The sequence below is a fragment of the Streptomyces yongxingensis genome, from assembly GCF_055597465.1.
On sequence record NZ_CM145717.1, the window covers coordinates 10514468 to 10538367 of the forward strand.

General features: G+C 71.3%; 26 protein-coding genes and 2 pseudogenes. 8 read left to right on the plus strand and 20 right to left on the minus strand.

Features of this window, described 5'->3' with window-relative positions; all coding sequences use genetic code 11:
• Positions 1 to 22: 22 nt before the first annotated feature.
• On the minus strand, positions 23 to 601 hold the full coding sequence (locus ACZ6TD_RS44505; protein ID WP_471347461.1) for a DinB family protein: 579 nt from the start codon (positions 599 to 601) through the stop codon (positions 23 to 25).
• Positions 602 to 696: 95 nt separating this feature from the next.
• Between ACZ6TD_RS44505 and ACZ6TD_RS44510 the strand changes: the two genes are divergently transcribed.
• Positions 697 to 1725, plus strand: a complete 1029-nt coding sequence (locus ACZ6TD_RS44510; protein WP_471347463.1) for a helix-turn-helix transcriptional regulator — start codon at positions 697 to 699, stop codon at positions 1723 to 1725.
• Between the two features lie 24 nt (positions 1726 to 1749).
• Here the strand turns inward: ACZ6TD_RS44510 and ACZ6TD_RS44515 are convergent, their stop codons facing one another.
• The 8 genes from ACZ6TD_RS44515 to ACZ6TD_RS44550 form a co-directional block, all read right to left on the minus strand.
• A complete protein-coding gene (locus tag ACZ6TD_RS44515; protein WP_471347465.1) occupies positions 1750 to 2505 on the minus strand; it encodes a FadR/GntR family transcriptional regulator in 756 nt (251 codons plus the stop codon).
• A gap of 148 nt (positions 2506 to 2653) precedes the next feature.
• Complete coding sequence (gene denD / locus ACZ6TD_RS44520) at positions 2654 to 3670, minus strand: D-erythronate dehydrogenase (protein WP_471347467.1); 1017 nt, start codon at positions 3668 to 3670, stop codon at positions 2654 to 2656.
• Entirely contained in the window at positions 3667 to 4461 is a 795-nt protein-coding gene (gene otnI, locus ACZ6TD_RS44525; RefSeq protein WP_471347469.1) for a 2-oxo-tetronate isomerase, read from the minus strand. The genes denD and otnI overlap by 4 nt, the downstream gene beginning before the upstream one ends.
• A gap of 33 nt (positions 4462 to 4494) precedes the next feature.
• Positions 4495 to 5802: an MFS transporter gene (locus ACZ6TD_RS44530; protein ID WP_471347471.1), complete on the minus strand. Its 1308-nt coding sequence runs from the start codon at positions 5800 to 5802 to the stop codon at positions 4495 to 4497.
• A gap of 61 nt (positions 5803 to 5863) precedes the next feature.
• The gene (locus ACZ6TD_RS44535) at positions 5864 to 6538 is read right to left on the minus strand and encodes a class II aldolase/adducin family protein (RefSeq protein WP_471347472.1); all 675 of its coding nucleotides are present in this window, start codon (positions 6536 to 6538) and stop codon (positions 5864 to 5866) included.
• On the minus strand, positions 6535 to 7815 hold the full coding sequence (gene otnK / locus ACZ6TD_RS44540) for a 3-oxo-tetronate kinase (protein ID WP_471347474.1): 1281 nt from the start codon (positions 7813 to 7815) through the stop codon (positions 6535 to 6537). The genes ACZ6TD_RS44535 and otnK overlap by 4 nt, the downstream gene beginning before the upstream one ends.
• 1 nt (position 7816) lies before the next feature.
• The gene (gene ltnD / locus ACZ6TD_RS44545) at positions 7817 to 8734 is read right to left on the minus strand and encodes an L-threonate dehydrogenase (protein ID WP_471347476.1); all 918 of its coding nucleotides are present in this window, start codon (positions 8732 to 8734) and stop codon (positions 7817 to 7819) included.
• A 265-nt stretch (positions 8735 to 8999) separates the two neighbouring features.
• Positions 9000 to 9641 (minus strand): MBL fold metallo-hydrolase, encoded by a 642-nt coding sequence (locus tag ACZ6TD_RS44550; RefSeq protein ID WP_471347478.1) that lies wholly within the window; start codon positions 9639 to 9641, stop codon positions 9000 to 9002.
• Positions 9642 to 9746: 105 nt separating this feature from the next.
• Between ACZ6TD_RS44550 and ACZ6TD_RS44555 the strand changes: the two genes are divergently transcribed.
• A complete protein-coding gene (locus ACZ6TD_RS44555; protein WP_471347480.1) occupies positions 9747 to 10172 on the plus strand; it encodes a MarR family winged helix-turn-helix transcriptional regulator in 426 nt (141 codons plus the stop codon).
• Positions 10173 to 10345: 173 nt separating this feature from the next.
• The gene (aroA, locus tag ACZ6TD_RS44560; RefSeq protein WP_471347482.1) at positions 10346 to 11716 is read left to right on the plus strand and encodes a 3-phosphoshikimate 1-carboxyvinyltransferase; all 1371 of its coding nucleotides are present in this window, start codon (positions 10346 to 10348) and stop codon (positions 11714 to 11716) included.
• Here aroA and ACZ6TD_RS44565 read toward each other — a convergent pair whose 3' ends face one another.
• The 3 genes from ACZ6TD_RS44565 to ACZ6TD_RS44575 all read right to left on the minus strand — a co-directional run bounded on the left by ACZ6TD_RS44565 (position 11717) and on the right by ACZ6TD_RS44575 (position 14260).
• Positions 11717 to 12685 carry a LysR family transcriptional regulator gene (locus tag ACZ6TD_RS44565; protein WP_471347484.1) on the minus strand — a complete coding sequence of 323 codons (969 nt, stop codon included), beginning with the start codon at positions 12683 to 12685 and terminating at the stop codon, positions 11717 to 11719.
• A gap of 172 nt (positions 12686 to 12857) precedes the next feature.
• Positions 12858 to 13223, minus strand: a complete 366-nt coding sequence (locus tag ACZ6TD_RS44570) for a hypothetical protein (RefSeq protein ID WP_471347486.1) — start codon at positions 13221 to 13223, stop codon at positions 12858 to 12860.
• Positions 13224 to 13354: 131 nt separating this feature from the next.
• On the minus strand, positions 13355 to 14260 hold the full coding sequence (locus ACZ6TD_RS44575; RefSeq protein WP_471358608.1) for an endonuclease/exonuclease/phosphatase family protein: 906 nt from the start codon (positions 14258 to 14260) through the stop codon (positions 13355 to 13357).
• Between the two features lie 278 nt (positions 14261 to 14538).
• On the opposite strand from ACZ6TD_RS44575, the gene ACZ6TD_RS44580 reads away from it, so the two are divergent.
• Positions 14539 to 15489 (plus strand): aminoglycoside phosphotransferase, encoded by a 951-nt coding sequence (locus ACZ6TD_RS44580; RefSeq protein WP_471347488.1) that lies wholly within the window; start codon positions 14539 to 14541, stop codon positions 15487 to 15489.
• On the opposite strand, the gene ACZ6TD_RS44585 is transcribed toward ACZ6TD_RS44580, so the two are convergent.
• From ACZ6TD_RS44585 to ACZ6TD_RS44605, 5 genes are all read right to left on the minus strand, one after another.
• Positions 15458 to 16339, minus strand: a complete 882-nt coding sequence (locus tag ACZ6TD_RS44585; protein ID WP_471347490.1) for a fructosamine kinase family protein — start codon at positions 16337 to 16339, stop codon at positions 15458 to 15460. The genes ACZ6TD_RS44580 and ACZ6TD_RS44585 overlap by 32 nt on opposite strands.
• Positions 16336 to 16800 (minus strand): low molecular weight protein-tyrosine-phosphatase, encoded by a 465-nt coding sequence (locus ACZ6TD_RS44590; RefSeq protein ID WP_471347492.1) that lies wholly within the window; start codon positions 16798 to 16800, stop codon positions 16336 to 16338. The genes ACZ6TD_RS44585 and ACZ6TD_RS44590 overlap by 4 nt, the downstream gene beginning before the upstream one ends.
• Before the next feature lie 66 nt (positions 16801 to 16866).
• The gene (locus tag ACZ6TD_RS44595) at positions 16867 to 17208 is read right to left on the minus strand and encodes a hypothetical protein (protein WP_471347494.1); all 342 of its coding nucleotides are present in this window, start codon (positions 17206 to 17208) and stop codon (positions 16867 to 16869) included.
• A 71-nt stretch (positions 17209 to 17279) separates the two neighbouring features.
• On the minus strand, positions 17280 to 18467 hold the full coding sequence (locus ACZ6TD_RS44600; protein WP_471347496.1) for a GDSL-type esterase/lipase family protein: 1188 nt from the start codon (positions 18465 to 18467) through the stop codon (positions 17280 to 17282).
• A gap of 151 nt (positions 18468 to 18618) precedes the next feature.
• Positions 18619 to 19188: a TetR/AcrR family transcriptional regulator gene (locus ACZ6TD_RS44605; RefSeq protein ID WP_471347498.1), complete on the minus strand. Its 570-nt coding sequence runs from the start codon at positions 19186 to 19188 to the stop codon at positions 18619 to 18621.
• A 71-nt stretch (positions 19189 to 19259) separates the two neighbouring features.
• On the opposite strand from ACZ6TD_RS44605, the gene ACZ6TD_RS44610 reads away from it, so the two are divergent.
• Positions 19260 to 19751, plus strand: coding sequence for an FBP domain-containing protein (locus ACZ6TD_RS44610; RefSeq protein ID WP_471347500.1), 492 nt, complete (start codon positions 19260 to 19262; stop codon positions 19749 to 19751).
• Positions 19752 to 19835: 84 nt separating this feature from the next.
• Here the strand turns inward: ACZ6TD_RS44610 and ACZ6TD_RS44615 are convergent, their stop codons facing one another.
• The gene (locus tag ACZ6TD_RS44615; protein WP_471358611.1) at positions 19836 to 20249 is read right to left on the minus strand and encodes a spore-associated protein A; all 414 of its coding nucleotides are present in this window, start codon (positions 20247 to 20249) and stop codon (positions 19836 to 19838) included.
• Positions 20250 to 20637: 388 nt separating this feature from the next.
• Here ACZ6TD_RS44615 and ACZ6TD_RS44620 point away from each other — a divergent pair, with 388 nt between their 5' ends.
• The 3 genes and pseudogenes from ACZ6TD_RS44620 to tpg form a co-directional block, all read left to right on the plus strand.
• A complete protein-coding gene (locus ACZ6TD_RS44620) occupies positions 20638 to 20877 on the plus strand; it encodes a hypothetical protein (RefSeq protein ID WP_137976178.1) in 240 nt (79 codons plus the stop codon).
• Positions 20878 to 20959: 82 nt separating this feature from the next.
• A pseudogene (locus ACZ6TD_RS44625) lies at positions 20960 to 21833 on the plus strand (telomere-associated protein Tap); the annotation flags it as partial.
• Positions 21813 to 22202: pseudogene (tpg, locus tag ACZ6TD_RS44630) on the plus strand (telomere-protecting terminal protein Tpg); the annotation flags it as partial. The pseudogenes ACZ6TD_RS44625 and tpg, both read left to right, overlap by 21 nt.
• A gap of 146 nt (positions 22203 to 22348) precedes the next feature.
• On the opposite strand, the gene ACZ6TD_RS44635 reads toward tpg, so the two are convergent.
• Both ACZ6TD_RS44635 and ACZ6TD_RS44640 read right to left on the minus strand, forming a co-directional pair.
• Entirely contained in the window at positions 22349 to 22870 is a 522-nt protein-coding gene (locus ACZ6TD_RS44635) for a YceI family protein (RefSeq protein WP_471347502.1), read from the minus strand.
• 135 nt (positions 22871 to 23005) lie between these two features.
• A complete protein-coding gene (locus ACZ6TD_RS44640) occupies positions 23006 to 23893 on the minus strand; it encodes an NAD(P)-dependent oxidoreductase (protein WP_471347504.1) in 888 nt (295 codons plus the stop codon).
• Between the last annotated feature and the right edge of the window lie 7 nt (positions 23894 to 23900).

Genomic DNA, 23900 nt, shown 5'->3' on the forward strand with positions numbered 1-23900 from the left:
GTTCCCATGAGATCCGTCAGCGTCAGCTGGATTTCCGCCCGTCGAGCGACTCGCGGATGATGTCCGCGTGCCCGGCGTGCTGGGCGGTCTCGGCGATGACGTGCATCAGCACCCGGCGCACGCTGTGCGCCGCGCCCGGCTCGTTCCAGGGCGCCTCGGGCAGCGGGTGCGTCGCCGACAGGTCGGGGACGGCGGTGATGATCTCCTCGCTCCGGGCGGCGACCTCCTCGTAGCGCCGGAGGGTTCCGGCCAGCGTCTCGCCGGGCAGCATCTGGAAGGCGTTCTGGTTGTCGATCGCCCACTGTGGGATCTCCCGTGCGGTACCGGCCGCGAGGTCGGCCCAGGTGACACCGTCGGGCAGGTCGTAACGCATCGCCGACGGGCCTTCGAGGACGAAGCGCAGCCAGCCTTCCTCGATGGCCGCGACGTGCTTGATCAGCCCGCCCAGGCACAGCGTGCTGACCGTCGGGCGTTCGCCTGCCTGCTCGTCGCCGAGCCCGCGCACCGTCGTGGTCAGGGCGGATCGCGCGGCGGCGAGTTCGGCGAGCAGGTCGGCCCGCTCGCCGTCGAGAGTGGTGGCGGGGGTGGTGGCGGTGGTCACAATGGGTCCTTCGGTCGTTCTCGTCGACTGACGAGGACAACCGTCGCAGGGGTAGCGGACAGGGTGTGGCCGCTTCTCCGGGCAGAATCGGTGTCATGCCGAAGACATCAGCGCGACTGCTGTCCCTGCTCTCCCTGCTCCAGGCGCGCCGGGACTGGCCGGGGCAGCTGCTGGCCGAGCGGCTGGACGTCAGCCCGCGCACCGTGCGCCGCGATGTCGACCGCCTGCGCGAGCTCGGCTATCCCATCGTGGCCGCCAAGGGCCCCGACGGGGGCTATCGGCTCGGCGCCGGCTCGGACCTGCCGCCGCTGCTGTTCGACGACGACCAGGCTGTAGCACTCGCCGTGGCGCTGCAGACCGCCACCGTCACCGGGGCGGGGATCGAGGAAGCGGCCGCGCGTGCGCTGAGCACCGTCCGGCAGGTGATGCCCGCGCGGCTGCGGCATCGCGTCGACGCCCTCCAGGTGACCGCCGTGGAAGGTGCCGGGACCCGACCGAATCCGCAGGTCGGTCCGCATGTGCTCATGACCCTCAGCGCGGCCGTCCGCGCCCGCGAAGTACTGCGCTTCGACTACACCCCGGTGTCCGCACCGGATGCCGCCCGCCCCGACTCCGCCGCCGCTCCGCCGCGCCGGGCGGAGCCGCACCATCTCGTCACCCGGGGCGGGCGCTGGTATCTCGTCGCCTGGGACCTCGACCGCGACGACTGGCGCACCTTCCGCGTCGACCGGATCGCCCCGCGCACCCCCACCGGGCCCCGCTTCACCCCGCGCGACGTGCCCGGAGGGGACGTGGCCGCCTTCGTCGCCGGCAGGTTCCAGGGCTCCGACGGCTCGGGCGGCCGGCCCTGCCGTGGCGAGGTCGTCCTCGACCTGCCCGCCTCCGTGGTGTCCACCTACACCCGGGACGGAGTCGTCGAGGAACTCGGGCCGGACCGCTGCCGACTCGTCCTGGGCGCGTGGTCATGGCCCGGACTCGCCGCCACCATCGGCAGGTTCGACGCCGACATCGAGGTCATCGGGCCGCCCGAGCTGAGGGAAGCCTTCGCGCACCTGGCCCGCCGCTTCGCGGACGCCGCGGCCGCGGCACCCAGTGGGTCCACTACGCCACCTCCGAACCGCTGAGCGACGCGCGCCGCACATCGCGGCTCAGGGGGCGGCGTCGAGGTCCACCTCGAGGTTCTCGGTCTCGCTCCAGAACCCCTCGTCCGCGTCCTGCAGCCGGGACGCCGCGTGCCTCAGGTGGAGCAGCGCGGCGTCGCGGGCCGCCTCGGCGTCGCGGGCCTCGATGGCGGCCAGGATGGCGTGGTGCTCCTGCCGGACCGCTTCGAGGAAGTCGCCGCGGCGCGCCTCGTTCGCACGCGTGACGCGGATTCCGCCGCGCAGCACCTCGCCGAGGTAGCGCAGCGTCGAGAGCATCACCGCGTTTCCGGTCGATTCGGCGATGGAGCGGTGGAAGACGAGATCCTCGTCCACGCCGTCGCCACCGGCCGCCACCGCCGTGTCGATGTCCTCCAGAGCCTGACGCATTCGAGCGAGGTCGGCCGGGGTGGCCCGGGTGGCCGCGAGGTACGCCGCCTCGCCCTCGATGGGGCGGCGCACCTCCACGATCTGCCGCACCTTGGACTTGGTGTCCTCGGCGGTCTCGGCCTCCAGATCCAGCGGCCGGGTGCGGCGCGGCATCACGAACACGCCGAGCCCCTGCCGGGGTTCGACCAGGCCCGCGTTACGCAGCCGGGACACGGCCTCGCGTACGACGGTCCTGCTGACGCCCAGCTGCTTGACCAGCTCCACTTCGGTCGGGAGCTTGTCGCCCTCGGCCAGCCGCCCGGACTCGATCTCTTCCGAGAGTATCGACGCGACCCGATCCGCGAGCCGCACGGGACCGCTCACCTTGGAGAACATGGTCTTCAGTTTATCGGCACCGCCCCGGCCGCCCCGGCCGCTACGGGGTATCCGGCGGACCACGCGGCGGAGCCGCATATCGTCAGGTGCCGGGCAGGGGCGGGGAGGGGAGCAGCCCACCGCAGGCGTCACGATCCGTCGGACACCCCTATGGGTGTGCACCGTCCATGACCGCGTCGGCGTGGTCCTCGAGGTAGGCGCGCACCACCGAGGCGAAATCCGGGTCGGGGGCCAGCCCGAGCGCGGCGGCGCGTGCGTTGTCGAACACGGCGGGCCATGAGCCGACGATGGCCTCGACGTCGCGGTCGGGCGCGATCGTCACCAGGTCGGCGACGGCGTCGCCGGCCACCTGCCGCAGCGTGCTCAGCATGTCGGCGACCGAGACCGTGAGCGCGGGAAGGTTGACCGGCACCCCGCCGTCGATCCGGCCCGGCCCGGCGCCGCGCTCGGCCTCCGCGACGCGGAGGATGCCCTCGACGGTGCGCCGTGGCGAGGCCAGGGCCACCTTCAGCTCGGGGTGGACCGGGCAGGTGGCCGGGCGGCCCGCGAGCGGCTCGCGGATGATGCCGGACAGGAAGCCGGAGGCGGCCGCGTTCGGCTTGCCCGGCCGTACCGACACGGTCATCAGACGGGCGACGCGCCCGTCCAGGAAACCGCGGCGGGTGTAGTCCGCGATCAACTGCTCGCAGACGAGCTTCTGGATCCCGTAGCTCGACCGCGGTGTGGGCAGGGTGGACTCGCTGACGACCGGCGGCAGCGGCAGCGCGGGATCGGAACCGTAGACGGCGACGCTGCTGGAGAACACCACTCGCGGCACCGGCCCGCCGGCGGCCGACTGGGCCCGCGCGGCCTCCAGCACCGCGCGTGTGGTGTCCACATTGGCGCTCATACCGAGGTCGAAGTCGGCCTCGCACTCGGCGGAGACCGCGGAGGCGAGATGGATCAGCACATCCACCGGCTCCGCGAACACCTCGTCCAGCCGGTCGGCCAGATCGCCCTGGACGATGTCCACGAGAGGGTCGTCCGCCGCCGAACCGGGCGGCACCACGCGGTCGGCGAGCACCAGCCGGTCGATCGGCGCACCGCGGAACGTCCGTGACGTGAGCAGCGCGGCGGCGACCCGCCGGCCCAGGAAGCCGAAGCCACCCGTGATGACGATCCTCATGCGTTGTCTCCTCGGTAGTCGTGGCGCCAGCCGAGCCCCTCGCTCGTACCGGCGCGGGGGATGTACTCACAGCCGATCCACCCGTCGAAGCCCAGGTCGTCGATGACGCCGAACAGATGGCGGATGTCGAGCTCGCCCCGGTCGGGCTCATGGCGATCGGGTACGCCCGCGATCTGCAGATGGCCGACCCGGCCGGTCGGCAGGTCACGGCGCAGGGTCGTGGTGAGGTCGCCCTCGACGATCTGGCAGTGGTAGAGGTCGAGCTGCACCTTGAGGTTCGGGGCTCCCACCTCCCGTACCACGGTGTGCGCTTCGGACTGCCGGTTCAGGAAGTAGCCGGGCATGTCGCGGCCGTTGATGGGCTCGATCAGGATGTCGACGCCCGCCGCGGCGGCCCGTTCCGCGGCCCAGGCGAGATTGGCCAGATAGGTGTCGCGGTGCTTGGCCGGCTCCTGTGAAGGCCCCACCAGCCCGGCCATCACGTGCACCCGTGGGCAGCCGAGCTCCGCCGCGTACTCCAGGGCCCGGCCGATCCCGGAGCGCACCTCCGCCTCGCGTCCGGGCAGCGCCGCGATCCCGCGCTCCCCGGACTCCCAGGCGCCGGGAGGCGCGTTGAAGAGCACCTGCCCCAGTCCGTGGTCGTCGAGCCTGCGCCGCAGCTCGGCGGCGTCGTACCCGTAGGGGAAGAGGTACTCGACGGCCTCGAAGCCGTCCGCCGACGCCGCGGCGAAGCGGTCGAGGAAGTCGTGTTCGGTGTACATCAGGGACAGGTTCGCGGCGAACCTCGGCATGCTGGCTCCTGCGTTCGGGCCGGGACGTCCCGGTCAGCGGTTGACGACCTGCTTCTTGGTGGTGAGCACCGCGACGGCGCCCACGACCAGGGTGAACGCCAGGACGTACATCGGGATCGACGCCGAGCCGGTGGCGTCCTTGAGCGCGCCGATCATGTAGGGGCTGACGAAACCGGCGAGGTTGCCCACCGAGTTGATGATGGCAAGTCCGGCCGCCGCCGCGGTGCCGCCCAGGAACGCGGTGGGGAGCGACCAGAACAGCGGAGCGCAGGTCAGCACCCCGGCCGCGGCGACGGACAGCGCGGTCAGGGACAGCACGGTCGACCCGTTCCAGACGGCGGACAGCGAGAACCCGACGGCGCCCATCAGGCTCGGGATGACCAGGTGCCAGCGGCGCTCGCGGCGCTTGTCCGCCGAGCGGCCGAACAGGTTCATCGCGACGAGCGCGGCCACGAACGGCACGGCGCTGAGCACGCCGATCGCCACGTTGCCCTCGATGCCGGTGGACTCGACGAACGTGGGCATCCAGAAGGTCAGGGCGTACTGGCCCATCACGAAGCAGAAGTAGATGAGGCACATCAGCCACACCCTCGGCTCACGGAAGGCGTCCCGGACCCGGCCGTGCACCGTCCGGTGCGCGCTGTCGTCGGCGACCGCCCGCTCGACGACGGCCTTCTCCTCATCGGTCAGCCACTTCGCGTCCTGCACGCCGTCGTCCAGGTAGAAGAGCGTGATGACACCGACGAGGAGCGCGGGGACCGCCTCCAGCAGGAACATCCACTGCCAGCCCTGCCAGCCGTTCACGCCCTGGAAACGGTCCATGATCCAGCCGGAGAGCGGATTGCCGAAGATGCCCGCCACCGGGATGGCCGACATGAACATCGCGATCACCCGGGCCCGGCGGTGCGAGGGGAACCAGTAGGTGCAGTAGAGGATCACCCCGGGGTAGAACCCCGCCTCCGCGGCACCGAGCAGAAACCGCAGCACATAGAACGTCGCCTCGTTGGTGACGAACATGAACGCCGCCGAGACCAGGCCCCAACTGATCATGATGCGGGCGATCCAGGTGCGGGCTCCGACGCGTTGCAGCATCAGGTTCGAGGGCACCTCCAGGAGGAAGTACCCGATGAAGAACAGGCCCGCCCCCAGTCCGTACGCGGCCTCGCTGAACCCGAGGTCGTCGGACATCTGGAGCTTCGCGAAGCCGACGTTGACCCGGTCCAGGTAGGAGGCCACGTAAGCCAGGACGAGGAAGGGGACGATGCGGCGTACGACCTTGCGGTAGACGGCGTTCTCGCGGGCGAGCGCGGGCGTCTCGGCCGCCACTGCGGGCATGGGCATGACGGAATCCTTTTGCGGCTCAGGGATTCTGCGACGGGGACGGGGACGGGGGAGCGACAGGTCACCAAGCGGCGCCGAACGTGGACCTCAGTTCGTCGATCGCGTCGGTGGTGAGAGGCCCCGGTCGACGGTCGGTCAGGAGCCAGAGACGTGCCGTCTCCTCGAGTTCTTCGAGGACGGCGAGGGCGGCGGCCGCGTTCGGGCCCCAGACCACGGGGCCGAGCCGGTCGAGCAGGACGGCCCTGATCGGCGTGTGGCTCGCCAGGTGGTCGGCGATCCGGGCGGTCACCAGGTCGGCCACGCGCGGGTTGCCGGGCCGGTGGTAGGGGATGAGCGGAACGTGCCCCACCTTCATCACGAAGTACGGCGTGAGGGGCGGGAGTACGTCGTCCTGGCTCCACACACCGGCCAGGGTGAGCGCGACCAGGTGGGTGGAATGGGTGTGGATGATGAACCGGGCCGTGGGGTCGGCCGCGTAGATACGCCGATGGAGCGTCAGGGTCTTGCTCGCGCGGTCGCCCGCGCGCTGCTCACCCCGGGCGTCGACCAGCGCGAGGCGGTCGCGCTCGAGAAAGCCCAGGGCGGCGTCGGTGGGCGTGATCAGATGGCCGTCGCCGATCCGGGCGCTGATGTTCCCGGCGCTGGCGTGCACATAGCCCCGGTTGAACAGGCTGGTGCCCACTCGGACGATCTCGTCACGTGCCTCGTCCACGGCGGTGTCGAGGAGCTCGGTCATGAGACCTCCCGGTCGAGCAGGGCGAAGGAGTCGGTGAAGAACGCGGGGCCACCGAAGTTGCCGGACTTCAGCGTGATGTGGAGCGTGTCCCCGCCGGGCAGCGCCGCCGCGCACCAGGGCACACCGGGGTCGATCTGCGGTCCGATGCGCAGTCCGGTGATGCCGAGCGCCCGGACGACCGCTCCGGAGGTCTCGCCGCCCGCGACGGCGAGTTGGCGCACACCGCGCTCCACCAGGCCCTCGGCCACGCGGGCCAGGGTCCGCTCCACCAGCTCGCCGGCCTCGACGGCGCCGAGCCGGGTCTGGACGGTGCGGACCGCCTCCGGCGCCTCGGTGGAGTAGAAGAGGACGGGCCCGTCGGCCAGACGCGATTCGGCGAAGGCGAGCGCCTCGCCGGACACGTCCTCACCGGCCGTGACCCGCAGCGGATCCACGCGGAACGCGGGGCGGCCGGTGCGCTGGAACTCCTGGACCTGCTGGTTGGTGGCGGCGGAGACCGATCCCGAGATGACGGCCCGGTGGCCGCCGGGCGGTGGCAGCGCGGCGGCGGCGTGGGACGGTGCGAACCCCCAGTTCGCGGGCAGCCCGATGGCCAGGCCCGAACCGGCGGTCACCAGGGGCATCCCCTGGACCGCCGCGCCGAGGCGCACCAGGTCGTCGTTGGAGACGGCGTCGACGACGGCGATTCCGGTACCCTGCTCGCGCAGTTCGTCGATCCGGGCCCGGACCGCCGTGGCATCGCGGCCGACCACCGTGTGGTCGATCAGGCCGACCGCTCGTGTGGTCTGCGCGCCGAGGACCGAGATCAGATTGGGGTCGGTCATCGGGGTGAGCGGGTGATGGCGCATACCGCTCTCGCTGAGCAGCACATCGCCGACGAAGAGATGGCCCTTGAAGACCGTGCGCCCGTTGTCGGGGAACGCGGGCGTGGCGATGGTGAAGTCGGTGCCGAGCGCGTCCATCAGGGCCTCGGTGACCGGCCCGATATTGCCGGCGGGCGTCGAGTCGAAGGTGGAGCAGTACTTGAAGTAGATCTGCTCGGCACCCGCGGACCGCAGCCAGGCGAGGGCCCGCAGCGACGCGTCGACGGCGTCGGGGGCCGGAACGGTCCGCGACTTGAGCGCGATGACCACGGCGTCCGCGTCCACCGGCCGCTCGGCGCCGGGCGGCGGTACGTCGATCAGCTGGACCACGCGCATGCCCGCCCGCACCAGGTTGTTGGCCAGGTCCGTGGCGCCGGTGAAGTCGTCGGCGATGCAGCCGAGCCGGATGCCCATATCAGGCTCCCACCGGCTGGGGCAGATCGATCCCGGGGAAGATCTTGATGACCGCGCTGTCGTCCTCGGAGCCCAGGCCGGACGCCGACGCCTGGAGGAACATCTGGTGAGCGGTGGCGGCCAGGGGGAGCGGGAACCTCTCCGGCCGTGCCGAATCGAGGACGAGCCCCAGGTCCTTGACGAAGATGTCGACCGCGGAGAGGGGGGTGTAATCACCGGCGAGCACATGCGCCATCCGGTTCTCGAACATCCACGAGGTGCCCGCGCTGTGCGTGATGACCTCATAGAGCGCCTCGGCCGGGACACCGGCCTTCAGGCCCAGGGCCATCGCCTCGGCCGCCGCGGCGATGTGCACCCCCGCGAGCAGCTGGTTCACGATCTTGACCTTCGAACCGAGGCCGGGCTGCTCGCCCAGGCGGTAGACCGTGCTGCTCATGGCCTCCAGCACCGGGTCGGCGACCGCGTACGCCGCGGCGGAGCCCGACGTCATCATGGTCAGCTCACCGGCCGCCGCACGCGCGGCGCCACCGGAGATGGGGGCGTCCAGGTAGAGCGCACCCCGCTCGGCCAGGCGTCCCCCGAGCTCCGCCGACCAGCCCGGGTCGACCGTGGAGCACATCACGAAGACGGCCCCGGGGTGGAGCCGGTCGGCGGCCCCGTCGGCGCCGAACAGCACCGACTCCACCTGCGCCGCGTTGACCACGACACTGACCACGACGTCCACCGCGGCCGCCAGGTCGCCGGGGGAGGCGTACACCGTCCCGCCGTCGCGGGCGAAGTCCTCGGCCACCTCCGGCCGCAGATCGTGGACCCCGACGTCGTAGCCCGCCGTCCGCAGGCTGCGTGCCATGCCGAGTCCCATGGCCCCGAGGCCCACCACGCCCACGCGCGGTCGCGCCGGCCTGTCCTGGTCGCTCATGCCCCTCCTCGTCCTTGCTGTGCGTATGGGGGAGCGCCGCCGTCCTCGCTGTGGTGTCCGGGGCGCGGTCGGCCCCGGCTGCCTGCGGCGATCGGGTCATATGATGACCTGAAGACTAGGTTCCCGCATACTGTGACGTCCATCACATTGGACGGTGAGGCGGTGTTCCCTGCCGCCCTGACCGCCGCGGCATCGACCGCGGTCGGCGCGAGAGCCGACGTGAGTGGCCGATGACCGCGGCGCGCGCCGCCGGGGGGATGGGAACTCAGCCGATGTCGACGGAGGTGCCCGCGGCCAGCCCGTGGTAGCGGGCGCCTGTGCCGGGGCCGTTGTCGCCCAGGAACCCGCCGAGCATCGCGTGACCGACGTCATTGAGGGCGCCGTCGTGGATGGCGTAGGCGTCCCGTGGGGCCACCTCCCGCACGTAGTCGATCAGCTGCCCGGTGGCGGACCAGGGGCCGTGCACGGGCAGCAGCAGGGTGTCGACGGTGACATCGGGGACGGTGAGCGCGTCTCCGGGGTGGAAGAGAGTGTCGTCGATGAGGAAGCCGACGTTGCCGACGGGCGGGATGTCGGGGTGGATGGGCGCGTGCCACGTGCCGTAGACCTTCACCTCGAAACCGGCCGCGGTGAAGGACTCGCCCTCGCCGACGGTGGTGACCCGGGTGCCGAGGCCGTCCAACTGCTTGGCGACGGAGGTGTTGGTCCAGATGTGCAGGGCCGGGTTGTTCTCCGCGGCCTTGCGGAGCGCCTCCTCGGAGAAGTGGTCGAAGTGTTCATGGGTCACCAGGACCGCGTCCGCGCCATCCAGGGCGTGCGGTTCGGTGAGGCCCCCCGGGTCCACGACCAGGCGGCGGTCGTCCTTGTCGATACGGACGCAGGCATGGCCGAACTTGGTGAGCTGCATCGTGGGTCTCCTCGATCCCTGGCAGAACTGTACAACTGAATTGTGCAAATTAACTGTACAAGATGGTTGTACAACCTCCCTTCATGACCTGGGTAGGGTGGGACCATGGAAGACGACGCACTGGCTGAAGACCTGCGGCAGGCGGTCGGGGAACTCGTCCGCGCCGTACGGGCCGCCGACACCATGCCCTCCGGAGGAGCCGCCATCCTCGGCCACCTCGACCGTGGTGGTCCGCAGACCACGGCCGACCTCGCGCACCGGCGCGGAGTGACCCACCAGTCGGCCGCCAAATCCGTCAAGGAACTGCTCGGCGACGGCCTGGTGCGCACCGAGCCCCACCCCAGCGACGGCCGCAAACTCCTGCTGCACATCACCGACGCCGGCCGCGCCCGCCTCCAGCGGGAGCGCGCCCAGCGCGCCGGCTGGCTGGGCACCGCCATCCGCGACGCACTCAGCCCCGACGAGCAGCGGCAACTGCGGGACTGCGTGCCCCTGCTGACCCGTGTGACCGCCCGTATCACCGAAAAGTGAGCGCGGGGGCGATGTGCCGGGTTCAGCATCTTCTGTACGCGAATGGGTTATATCCCGGACGGAGATGCCAGGCATAAGCACATCGGGATTTCCGGCGCGCGGTGCGGTCGCTAGCGTGAACCTCGACGCCGCCAAGGGTGAATTCAGGTGAACGGGTGGATCGGGGGAATGGGATGCGGCTGCTCGTGAAGCGGTCATCCGATCAGGTCAAAGGGCAGATCGCCGTTCCGACCTCGAAATACCACGCGCATCGCGCCTTGATGCTGGCGTCGCTCGCCCCCGGGACCAGCCGCATCGTGGGGCTGTCGAACGCGCAGCACATCCGGCACACCATCACCGCGCTGCGCGGCCTCGGTACGCGGATCGAGGTGGACGGGGACGACTTCCTCGTGCACGGGGGTCCGTACCGGCCGCTGCGATCGCAGGTCTCGGTGGGCAGTTCGGATACGGCGCTGTATTTCCTCGCCGGGCTCGCCTCTCTCGCGAGCGCGCCGGTGACCATCGTGGGGCAGAAGTCTTTCCACCGGCGTCTGATAGGCCCGCTGCTGCAGGCCCTGTCCGACCTCGGTATTGACCTCGATTCGCCCACGGGCGGTCCGCCGATTTCCGTGCGGCCGCGCCGCCCGAAAGGGGGCCACGCGCGTATCGAGGGCATCCTTTCGCAGTGGATTTCCGGATTGCTCATGGTGGCGCCGTTCGCGACCGGGCCGAGCACCATCACGGTGGAGGGCGAGTTCAACGAACGCTCCCATGTGGATCTGACGATCCGGATGATGCGGCGGTTCGGGCTGCGGGTCGATGTCTCCGAGAGCGGGCGGCGGTTCGACATCGAGCCCGGTCAATGCCCCACTCCGGCAACCGTGGTGCTGCCCCCCGACGTCGGCGCGGCGGCGTTCGGCCTGGCCGTGACGGCGCTGCACCCCGCCGATGTGCTGTTCCGGGGGCTGCCCGCGCTCCCCGTGGACCAGGTGGACCACCCCGAGGCGGACCTGCTGAACATCGTCGCCGGGATGGGCCTGCCGATGACGGCCGACCCGGCGACCGGCATGGTGCGCGTCCGCCACGACGGGATCAGGCTGAGCCCCGCCCGGGTCGACTGCCGGGCGGTGCCCGACATGCTGCCCGCTCTCTCCGTGCTCGGGGCGGTGGCGGACGGCACCACCGTGTTGGACAACGTGGCCCACGTCAGGCTCAAGGAGTCGGACCGGGTGGAGGCGATGCTGCAGCTCACCAGGATGGGCGCGCGGATCGAGCAGCGCGGGCAGCGACTGCTCTGCCACGGTGCCGAGCGGCTGACCGGAGCCGAACTGTCCTCGTTCAACGACCACCGCGTGCTGATGTCGCTGGCCGTCGCGGGCACGGCGGCCGACGGTGAGACCCGGCTCACCTACCCGAACGCCTACCGCGGCTCCTATCCGCGCTTCCTCGAGGAGATGAACGGCATCGGCCTGAGCATGACGGTGGAACGGGACCGGACACCGGACCACCGGACGCCGGACCGGAGCAGCACCCGAACCCCCGCCCTCGCCGCGCCCGCGAACTGATCATCCGTCGGGCCGAGCGCCCCGCGAAGGACCGGCCTCGCCGTGCGGCCGGTCCGGAAGGTCGGTGGCGCACAGGCGCAGGACCCGCTCGCGCAGCCATCGGTGGGCGGGATCGATGGTGTTCCTGGGATGCCAGTACATCGACTCGACGAGCCGCGGCAGCGGCACATCGAGCGCCACGGTCCGAAGACCGATGCGCGGGCCGAGCTGGTCGAACAGGCGCCGCTGTATCACCGCGACCATGCGGGTGCCGGGGAGCAGACAGGCCGCGTTGGTGAAGTTGTCGGTGGCGGCGACGGCCCGGAGGGGCAGGCCGAGTTGAGCGAGCACGGTGTCGGCGATCGTGGGCTGCGGCCCCCCGATCTGGACGTACGGCAGGGTGCAGAGCTGGTCGGAGGTCAGGACGTCACCGACTTCGGGGTGGTCCTGGTCCACCACGGCCACGAACTCATCGGTGAACAACGTGGAGCTGGAGAACGTCTCCAGCTCCTTGTCCTGGATCAGGGGTGGCCAGATGACCAGATCACACTGGCCTCTGCGGAGTTGGTCGACCATGCCGTGGCTCAGCGGAGCGACCTTGATCTGCACATGGGGGTAGGCGGTGTCGATCTCCCGCAGCAGCGGCCGCAGCAGAACGATGGCCACATAGTCGCTGGCGGTCACGGTGAACACCCGGCGGTTGGTGGTCGGGTCGAAGGCCGCGTTGGCACCCACCACCTCCCTGATCGCCTCCAGCATCTCCGTGACCGGCTGGACCAGCGACTCCGCGAAGGGAGTCAGCACCATGCGGCGGCCGTCCCTGACCAGCAGCGGCTCATTGAAGTGGCGGCGGAGCTTGGCGAGCGAGGTGCTCATCGAGGGCTGGGTGACCTCCACGCGCTCCGCCGCCTTGGTCACGCTCCGTTCCATCAGCAGGGCGTGCAGCGGGACCAGGAGGTCCATGTTGAAGTTGCTGAGGGACGGTGGCATCGCTCTGGGTCCTCGTCATGATCGGGCCGGAATGGGCAGCCGAGGCGAGTCCTGTCCGAGCAGGAATCCGGTTCGCGGCGCGTGACGACGGAACCGTACTACGGATGGCACCCCGGCGCAGACACATGCGCCGGGGTGCCATGCGGAGTTGATGACGCGTCAGGACGCCACCTCAGGACGACAGGACCAGCTTGGCCTTGTGGCCGCTGACCGACCGCACACCGATGCTCAGGTTGTTGAGCCTGACGGTGCCGCCCGGGCTGGTGCTGCCGCTCAGGCGCGCGCCGCCCGTAGTGGTGGCCGCCATCTTCACGGACCGGGAGCTGATGTGGGTGATCCGCAGCTTCCCGAACCCGAACCGGTGGCTGTCGACCTTGATGCTCGTGGGCCTCGACACGGTGACCGTGCACCGCCCGTCGTAGCAGGGCCCGTGGGCGGCGGCCTGCGCCACCGGCGACATCAGGCCGAGGCCCAGCGTGCCCGCCAGAGTCGTGGTAACCGCTGCCGTCGCGGTCCTCCAGCGCATACCGGTACTCATCAGTGGAACCTCCTGGGTCGGGAATGCGTGCGCGGCATTTCTAACCCGCGGGTCCCGGGACCGCTCCCGAGGAGACCCCGCGACGCGGTGGCGGCTGCCGGGTGCGAACGGTGCCGACCTTGCCGGGCCGGTCACCCCCATGCGATCCGGGCGGCGACCGGCAGGTGGTCGCTGCCGGTGGCGGGCAGGGTGCGGATGTCGCCGACGGTTGCCGAGCGGGCCATGACCTGGTCGATCCGGGCCAGCGGGAAGTCCGCGGGAAAGCTGAAGGCGAAGCCCCGCTCCGCCACGTTCATCCGCGAGGTCAGCGGGGCCAGCCCACGGTCGTCGACCGTGCCGTTGAGATCGCCCAGCAGGACCACCCGATCGCGCTTCTCGGCGGCGATTGCCTCGCCCAGCAGACCGGCGCTCTCATCACGCCAGGAGGACGCGAGGCCACTCGCCCGGATGCGCACCGACGGCAGGTGTGCGACATACGCCGCGATCTCGCCGTGCGGCGTGTGGACGGCGGTCCGCAGCCCGCGATTCCACCCCTCCGCGATCCCCCGGGGTTTGATGTCCAACGGCCGGGAATCGGTGAGCGGATGCTTCGACCAGAGCCCGACGGTGCCCCGGACGGCGTGGTACGGGTAGTCCGGGGCGAGGGTCTTCTCGTAGACCGGCAGCGCGCTGGGCACCAGCTCCTCCAGCGCGATGAGATCGGGCCCGGCGTCGGCCAGGGCGCGGGCCGTACCCGCCGGATCGGCGTTCTCATCGCTGACGTTGTGCTGCACCACCACCAGGTCACGCGGGCCGGGCTCGGCCCCGGGCAGGAACAGCCCGCCGAAGAGGTACGTCCACGCCGCCACCGGCAGCAGCAGCGCCACCAGCGCGAGGGCCGAACGGCGCAGCAGCGCCAGGCCGAGCAGCACCACGACCGCCACGCCGAGCCACGGCAGGAACGCCTCCAGCAAACTGCCCACATGTCCCACCGAGTTGGGCACCGCCCGGTGGAAGGCCAGCAGCCCGGCCGTCAGCACCGCCAGTACGGCGAGCACCCGCCCCCGCGTCCAGGGCGACCGGCCCCGCGCGTGCCCCGTCGCGTCACCCCACCGGGCCCACCGCACCAGCCGGCGCCCGGCCCGCCGGGGCATCCCCGCCGGCCCCGGCGCCGTCGTACCGCTGTCCACCTGCTCCACCATGGCTTCCCATCCGTGTGATTCCACCCCCCAAGACGGGCCACCAGGCGCATCGGTTTCCGTTCGCGGGAGTGGTGGCACGGGGCCGCCGGAAATTCCGGTGACGGTGGCCCGCCCCCTCCCTAGGATCGGGTCTTGTGCTCTCCCGTCCCTCTTTCATCAGTGACGAAGCGATCGCGCACGCCGTCGCCGCGCATTGGCTGCCGGACGTCGCCGAAATCGCGCATCTGCCCTGGGGTTTCGGCGCACACCACTGGCGGGTGGCCGGTGGCGGCACGACTCTGTTCGTGACGCTGGACCAGCTGGAGCCACGGCACACCGAGACGACGCTGGAGGCCGCCTACGCGGGAGCGGCGGCACTGGCCGCCGCCGGTGTGGACGTGGTGTGCGCGCCCCTGCCCGCCCGGTCCTCCGGCCGGTTCACCGTCGGTGTCGAGACGGGCGCGCTGAGCGTGACGCCGTGGCTGGACGGGCGCAGCCCCACCGAGGAGGAGGCGAGCCGACCCTCGCACGTCCGCGAGGTCGAAGCCGCGCTGGCCACGCTGCACCGCGCCACACCGCCACCCGGTCTGCGGCGCTGGACTCCCCAGGTCGGCCCCGAGTTCGCGGGCGAGCTACGGGCCCGGACCGCGCGGCCCTGGACCTCCGGCCCGCTGGCGGAGGAGGCGCGGGCCGCGATCGCCGCACACGATGCCGCGATCACCCGCTGGACGGACCGCTACCTCGAACTCGCGGACCTCGCGCACTCCCGCCGGGACCAATGGGTGACAACCCACGGCGAGCCGCACAACGACAACCAGGTCGTGGGCGCGTGCGGGCTGAAGCTGGTCGACTGGGAGTCGCTGGCCCTCGCGCCACGCGAGCGGGACTACGCCGATCTGCTCGCGGCCGGTGCGGGGGACCGCCTGCGCCCCGACCCGGCGATGGTCGAGCTGTTCGCCCTCGACTGGCGCCTCTCCGAAATCGCCGAGTACGCGCGCTGGTTCGCCGCCCCGCACACCGGCACGGACGACGACCACACCGCCCTGGAAGGGCTGTACGAGGAATTGCGGCAGGTCACCGCGCCAGGGCCGTCCGGGCCACCGTGACCGCCTGCCCGGCGTAGCCGCGGCCGAACAGCACGGTGTGCACCAGCAGCGGGAAGAGCTGGTGCAGTCCGACGCGGTCGGCCCAGCCCTCGGCGAGCGGCGCCACCTCCTGGTAGCCGTCCAGCACCTGGTCGAGATGCGGGCAGCCGAACAGGTGGAGCATCGCCAGATCGGTCTCCCGGTGGCCACCGTGCGCGGCCGGGTCGATCAGCCACGCTTGTCCGTCGGCGCCCCACAGGACGTTGCCGTTCCACAGGTCGCCGTGCAGCCGGGCGGGCGGCTCGGCGGGTCCGGCCAGCTCGGGCAGCCGCTCACATGCGCGTTCGATCACCTCGGCCTCGCCGTGGCGCACCGTGCCGTCGTCGACGGCACGGCGCAGATAGGGCAGCACCCGGTGTTCGGCGTACCAGCGCGGCCAGTCGGTGCCCGGGACGTTGCGCATCGGGGCCATGCCGATGTACGCGTCCGTGGGGCCGTCGGGCGGCGGGGCGCCGAACGCGGGCGCGCCGACGGCGTGCAGGGCGGCCAGATCGCGGCCGAACCGGGCCGCCGCCCGGACGCTCGGCCGGCCGGCCGGCACCTGGTCGGTGACCAGCCAGTGCCGGTCGTGGCCGTGCACCGCCGGGACACGGACCGTACCGGCGTCGGCCAGCCAGCGCAGCCCCGCCGCCTCGGCCTCCACCGCGCCGGGATCGTCACCCCGTTTGACCATCACCGTCCGCCCGCCGTCGAGGGTGACCTCGGTGAGCATGGCGGACAGCGGCCGTCGGCGGGTCGCCGGACGGCCGGTGAGGCGGGCCGCCGCGGCGCCGGGGTCCTCGCCCGTCCCGGCCTCGGCACGGGCGCTCATGAACCGAGGCGCTCGCGCACCCAGGCCAGCAGGCCGGGCACCGAGGCTTCGATCATGGCCAGCACCTCGTCGAACCCCTCCGGGCCGCCGTAGTACGGGTCGGGAACGTCCAGATCACCGGTGGCGTCCGGGTCGAAGGACCGCAGCATCCTGACCCGGGACGGATCGTCGACCAGTCGGCGCAGCGCCTTCTCGTGGCCGCGGTCCATCGCCAGGAACAGCTCGGCGTCCCGGTGCTCGGCACCGATCTGGGCCGCGACATGCTCGACCGGGTAGCCGTGCCGTGCCAGCAGCTCGCCGGCCCGTTCGTCGATGGGCTCACCGGCGTGCCAGGGGCCGATACCGGCGCTGCTGACCCGTACCGCGCCGTCGAGTCCCGCCCGGCGCAGATGCTCGGCGAAGACCAGCGCGGCGGACGGCGACCGGCAGATGTTCCCGCCGCAGACAAAGCAGATGTGCACGGCCACCAGGGTAGGGCCTGGCCGCGCGGTGGCGCAGGGGGCGGGCCGCCCGGGGAAGACCCCGGCTCACCCCGCCCACGGCTTGTCCACCAGCGGCGTCCGGAACCACCCCACGCCTCCGGTGCTCTCATCGGGCTTCAGCTCCAGCATGTGGCCACCGGGTCGGTCCGAGGCCCGCGCGATCGCGCTCACCAACTGCTCGGCGAGGTCGGGGCCCTCGGTGTCGTCCATGTCGTCGACCGGCGCGCCGGCCCGTACGTCCTGACGGACCTCGTCACCGCTGTGGAGGGTCAGGATCAGGTGCTGGGGTGTCTTCCTGTCCCATCTGACCTGCTCGATGGTGTCGGCGCGCACCATGCGGCCGCCGAACGTCGCGCTGTTGACCCGCACCCACACATCGGGCGTCATCACGGCCCTCCCTCGTACCGGCGCCGATGCTCCTTCTCGTCCCTTCCCGTTGTACCGGACGGAGCCCGGCGTCAGGCGCTGCGGTCCGCGAACGGACCATCGGCGGCGAAGGCCAGCGTGGTGAAGCGTTCCCCGATACGGCGGTGGGTGGCGGCGTCCGGGTGGAGCTCGTCGGGCAGCGGCGACTCGGCGGCGTCGGCCTCGCCGTAGAGGTCGCGGCCGTCGAGGTAGTGGAGGTGGGGGTCGTCGGCCGCCCGCTGCTCGACGATCCGGGACAGCTCATCCCGGATGACGCCCAGCGTCAGCTTCCCGGCGGCGCGCTCGGCTGGGTCGCCGGTGGCCAGGAACCGCAGCCTTCCGACGCTGAGCGCGCCGAAGTCGAAGGACGCGGGGCCGGGCGTGTCCTCGTGGATGGGGCACAGGATGGGGGAGACGACCAGCAGCGGTGTGGTGGGATGCCCCTCGCGGATCGTGTCGAGGAAGCCGTGCACCGCCGGGGTGAAGGCGCGCAGCCGCATCAGGTCGGCGTTGACCAGATTGATGCCGATCTTGACGCTGATCAGGTCGGCGGGGGTGTCCCGCATCGTCCGTGCGGTGAACGGGTCGAGCAGGGCGCTGCCGCCCAGGCCCAGGTTGATCAGTTCCACGCCGCCGAGGGAGGCGGCGAGCGCGGGCCAGATGGCGGTGGGGCTCGCCGCGTCGGAGCCATGGCTGATCGAACTGCCGTGGTGCAGCCACACCCTGCGGCCCCGGTCCGGTACGCGCTCGACGGGGGCGTCGGTGCGCAGGGCGACGAGTTCGGTGGTCTCGTTGTGCGGCAGCCAGATCTCGACGTCCTTGACGCCGTCGGGCAGGTCGGCGAAGCGGAGGGTGCCGGCCGGGCCGGGGTGGCTCTCGGCGGTCCCGGTGGCCAGGTCGATGGCCAGGGTGTTGCCGCCGGTCACCGTGGACTGGGCGGTCAGGCGGCCGTCGATCAGCAGGTCGTAGACGCCGTCCGGGCGGGGCGGGGCGCCCGCGTAGACCCGTTTGGTGGGCAGCGTGTCCAGTTCGACCACGGTGGCCCGGGTCCGGAAGACCAGCCGTACGCCGGACGGCTGGGCCTCCGCCATGGCGAGCTGTCCATCGGCGTACTGGGCGCGGGCCCAGGCGGGCAGCCGGTGCGGGAGCAGCCCGTGCGCGGTGCGCTCAAGGTCGAGGGCGCCCCGCAGGATGTCGGCGGTGATGGGCGTGGTGATCCAGTGGTGCTCGGTGGTGTGCATCGTTCCAGCCTGTTGATCATGGGGGTACGGATGGATGATTCGGGTTCGCCGACGCGCGGTGCGCGGGGCGATGCGCGGGTGTGAGATGCCCGGGTGTCGAGGTGAGCGGGTGCCCGGGCGCGCGGATGCGCGATGAGCGATACGCGTCCGGTCACGGCGCGGGCCAGTGCCGCAGCAGGGAGTCGAGGGCGTCCAACGTCCGCGACCAGCTCTCCTGGCTGTCGGGGGCGCTGTGGCTGAACCCGCCCGCCATCTCGAGGCTGACGTAGCCGTGGAAGACGCTGCCCAGCAGCCGGACCGCATGCGTCTGGTCCGGTTCGTCCAGGTCGTAGCCGCGCAGGATCGCCCGTGTCATCTGTGCGTGCCTGACACCGGCGCTGGCGGCCGCGGCCTCCGGGTCGAGCCTGAGCCGGGCCGCGGCGTAGCGGCCGGGGTGCTCGCGGGCGTAGTCGCGGTAGACATTGGCGAAGGCGGTCAGGGCGTCCTTCCCCGCCCGGCCCGCCAGGGCGTCGGCGGCCCGGTCGGCGAGCTCCTCCAGGGCGAGCAGGGCGATCCTGGTCTTGAGGTCCTGGGAGTTCTTCAGGTGCGAGTAGAGACTCGCGACCTTGACGTCGAACCGTCTGGCCAGCGCCGAGACGGTCACCTGGTCGAAGCCGACCTCATCGGCCAGCTCCGCCCCCGCCCGGGTCAGGCGTTCCGCGGTCAGTCCTACCCGTGCCATACCCTTCCTCTCCTCGGCCAGAACGGATTATGCGTTTGCCTAAAGCCATTAGGCAAATTAGCGTGCGGTTTATGAAGCCGATGACTGAGCAAGAGATCCGTGCCGCCTTCGTGAACTGCACCAAGGGCGAGGTGAAGCGCCTGTCCGTCCCGCGCGACCTGGCCGACCGGCCCTGGGGCGACCTGGACTACCTCGGCTGGCGAGATCCGCAGGCCCCCGACCGCGCCTATCTGGTCACCGTGCTGGACGGCCGCCCGACCGCCCTCGCGCTCCGCTGCCCCGGCCCCGCCTCCTGGCAGGCACGGCGCAGCATGTGCTCGATGTGTCTGACCGCCCACACGGGCGGCGTGTCCCTGATGGTGGCGCCGAAGGCGGGGAAGGCCAGGCAGCAGGGCAACTCGGTGGGCGCCTACATATGCAGCGATCTCGCCTGCTCGCTGTATGTACGGGGCAAGAAGGACGCGGGCGCCGGATCACGCCCGCAGGAGTCGCTCACCCTGGAGGAGAAGATCGAGCGGACCGTGGCGAACGTCGCCGCGTTCCTCGCCAAGGTGATCGCGTAGCTCATGCCGCCGGGCGACGTCACGGCTCGTTCGACAGCGGTGCCCCGCACACCACGGCGTGCGGGGCATCGAGTGGGACGGACGTCAGCCGCAGTTGGTGTTGGCCTTCTCGAAGCGCACACCGTCGATCCAGCCCCACCAGTCCACGCAGGTGCCCCGTGCGTTCGTGTAGATGGGCCCGGCGTAGGAGCGGTAGTTGCCGCTGTCGTAGATGTCGTGGATCTCCGTGTCGCTCCGCGACAGGTAGATGGTCATCGGAACCGGCTCACCGGCGACGTTCCGGATCGCGACCAGGCAGTTCTTGCCCGTGGCGGAGCTGTAGGTGAGATACGCCGTGCCCTTGTCCCCGACCTCGGTGGAGTTGACGACCGTGTAGCCGGAGCCGCAGGCGCCGTTGTACGCCGCGTGCGAGGGTGCCGCGGAGGCCGTGGGTGCGGCCACCATGAGGGCGGCCGCGCCGGCGCCGGTCACTGCCGCGATGGCCAGGGCGCGCTTGATGTGCGTCATGGGTGGGTCCCCGTTCGTGTGGTGTCGGTGCTGTCGGCTGAAGTACCGTGGGTGGATTTCCCGGTCACTACGACCCGTCACCCGGCCCTTGGGTTGTCCCCGTGCACCGTTTCAGCTCTGTCCCCACTGTCACCAACGGGTAACGGGGGGCTCGCGCAAGAAACACAAGCCGAAAAGGGCCTGACGGCCACCGAGCGGCCAGTGGAAGAGATATCGAACGTTGTGGTGTTTCGGTGGAGGTGATGGGGGTGTTTTCTGGTCCTTCTCCGGCGCTTTCGCCGGATGGGCCGTCGTTGCGGGATGTGGGCGTCCCCGGCGGTGCTGCCGATGACGCGTCTCTCTTAGACTGTGCCGGTCCCCAAGTTGATCGGAGCACCATATGCGTCGCCTTGCCGCCGCCCTTTTGGTAATGACCGCTTTTGCCTCGCTCGCCGGCTGCGCGCAGGATTTCGACCGGGGCCCTGACGGGCAGGTGACCGACAAGGTCAAGGACGGGAAGAAGTTCTACTTGGTCGTCAAGCCGGCCAAGGGGGGCGAGGAGAAGAAGTTCCGCGTCAGTAAGTACGACTATCACGACTGCAATCGGGGCTCGAAGTACCCCAAGTGTGTTGACGATTAAGCAGTTCGTCTTCATCGACGAGTTCGTCGTCACGCCCCCACACCAGGGCCAGGGCCATTCCGCCGGGCGGAGTCATCACCAGCCCGGGGCGACCGCCGCACCGGACACGACCCGGCGACCCGCCACGGCCCCGGCACAGCAGTGGGCCCGCCCGCCCCGGCCGTTCGCACCGCGGCGCCCGGACACGCGGCAACCCGCGACAGCGCCAACCACAGCGGGCACCAAGGCCACCGCCGCCACCCCCGCCGTGGACCCGCGCTTCGCCCACGGCCCGCTGGCGGTCGTGGACTTCATGGAGGGCCGGCTCACGGCGTACTGTCCCGGCGGTCTGATCCTCGACATCCCGGCCAAGTCCCTCCCCGCCCTCGTGGAGTGGACTCTGGCCGAGGCGCGCCTGGGCGCCCCACGGCTGAACCGCAACGGCAGGGACGCCGACCCGGTGCTGGTGCTCACCGACGCCGCCGCGGTGCGCTGCGGCCTCCCGGCCCGGCTGACCGACGAGGAGCGGCGGGCGGGGAGGCTGTCCGAGGGCCACAAGGTCCTCAAGCAGCTGGAGAAGGCCGACTGGCGGCTCACCCGGCGTGGACTCGGCCCGTGGGCGCGGATCTACCGCCCCGCCGAGGGCGCGCGGCGCGCCTGCGTCCAGCTGTGCGTCCTGGGCTGGGACGCCCTCGACGCGCGCTCCTGGGGCGAGGCCGCGCAGCTGCCGCCCGCCGATCTGGCGCAGTCGCTGGGCCGACCGCGTCATGACGCCCTGCGGCTCCACCGCCGTCATCGGCCTGGAGCTGATGACCGCTCCGCACCCGCCCACCCGCGCCGGTGAGCCGGACAGCGGCGGCCGGCGGCACAGCGAACACAACCCCGGCTCGCTGGGCACCCAGCCGGTGCGGTGCGCCCCGCCCGAAGCCCCGGACGGCCACCCGCTCCTGGCCCACCTGCCGCGCTTCCACCAGCGCACCCGGCCCGTCCCCAAGTCGGCCGGCGCGCGGATGCGCTATCTGGTCAGACAGCTCAAGGGCACCCGGCCGGTGGCCGATCTGCTCGGCATCTCCCAGCGCACCGTCGAGCGATACGTCAAGGACCGGCTCAAGCGGCCGCGTAAGCCCCTCGCCACCCGGATAGAACGCGAGGTGAGGAAGCGATGGCAGCCACAGGTGCGCGCCAGGGCCAAGAAGCAGGCCGCCACCACCGGCGGCATCGTCCTCGGCACTCGCGCCCGCTTCGGCTTCACCGCCGTCCCCGGCACCACCGACGACGCCCGGCCGCGCCACATCACCCAGGCGCTGCCGCCGCAGTACGCCGCCCGCCTCTTCGACGCCCAGGAAGAACTGTAGGCCCGATACGGACCTGAGGAGCGGCATGGCTCGCCAACCTGGTCTTCCACCGCCTCGGCCCCGTGCCGGAGGACGGCCGCGGCCGATGGCCGGGTACGGAGAAGGTGCGCTGGACGAACATCGCCGACCGACGTGACTCAGCGGCTGGCGACGATGTCCAACGTGATTTTGAGGCGGCGAGCCGCCATGCCCCTGGCCTTCTTGACACCAAAGGCGTACCGGTCGATCGAGGCGGTGCCGCCGGCGGTGATCCACTGACCTTCGCCGACCACGCTGTCGATCGTCACGACGACCGGCTGAGTCACTCCGCACACGGTCAACTCGCCGTGCAGTGAGGCATTTTGGGCGGACCGCTCCAGGCCCCGGCTCCGGAAGCGGATCGTGGGATGTCGTTCCACGTCCAGGAAATCGGACGACCGGACGTGGTTGTCGCGCCGCGGAATGCCGGACGCGAAGCTGGCCGCGTCCATCTCGACGTCCACCGACGACGCTTCCGACGTCTCGGCAACGGTGATCCGGCCCTGCGTGATGGTGAACGTCCCCCGGACCCGGAGCAGCCCCAAGGCGCGGGTGTCGAAACGAACGGTCGATGCCGTCGGATCGATCTCGTAGGTGCCCGCTGCCGGTAAGGACAGCTCCGCGGCGCTTGATATCGCCATGCTCGTAGCCTCCGTTCGCTGAAGACCCTCTTGAGTGGCTCAGAATCTCGCACACCGCGGCAGCCGCACCAGACCCTTTCAGTGTCAACTACCGGCAGCGGGAACAGCTTTGGGGAGGATTCCCCACCTGACGTGTCAGCGGCGGCCCAGTACCTCGGCGACGCGAATGAACCCGTCCGTGCCATGCCCCAGCCCGATGGCACGGCGGGCCATGCCCTCGGCCGCGCGCATCACGCCCGCGTCGATGCCGTGCCCCTCGGAGGTGCGGACGATATGGGCCATGGACGATACGCCCGAGGTGATCGGGTTGCCCTCCCCGGAGAAGGTGCCGCGGTCCATCTCCTCCGCGGTCTCTTCGAAGAGCGGCGGAAGGATCGCGCCGATGCCCTTGGCGAAGGGCGCCAACTCCCGGGCGCCGATCCCCTCCGCCCGCGCCACCGCCAGAGCGTGGGCGTAGCCCGCCATCGCCGTCCAGAAGATGTCGAGCAGCACGATGTCGTACGCCGCCGCCCGGCCGATCTCCTCTCCGAGGTGGGTATGGGCTCCGCCCAGCGCCTCCAGTACGGGCCGGTGCTCCTGGTAGAGCTCCGCCGGGCCGCTGTGGAGGAACACCGAGGCAGGCGTTCCCATGGTGGTGGTCGGCGTCATGATCGCACCGTCGAGGTAGCGGATGCCGTGCCCGGCCGCCCAGTCCGCGGTGTCCCGGGCCCGGTCCGGAGTGTCCGCGCTCAGGTTCACCACAGTGCGTCCCTTGAGCGCAGCGCTGACCGCGTCCCGCCGCAGGATCGCATCCGACGCGTCGTAGTTCACCACACAGATGACGGTCAACTCGCTTGCGGCGACCGCCTCTTCCGCCGATGGCGCGGCAACCGCGCCCCGCTCGATCAGCTCCCGATCCCTGCCCGGTGTCCGGTTCCAGACCGTGATCCGCAGCCCGGCGTCCAGGAACGCACCGGCCAGGGCGCGGCCCATCGGCCCCAGACCGAGCACGGTGACGGCAGACTGTTCGGAGTACATGGACATGACTCAA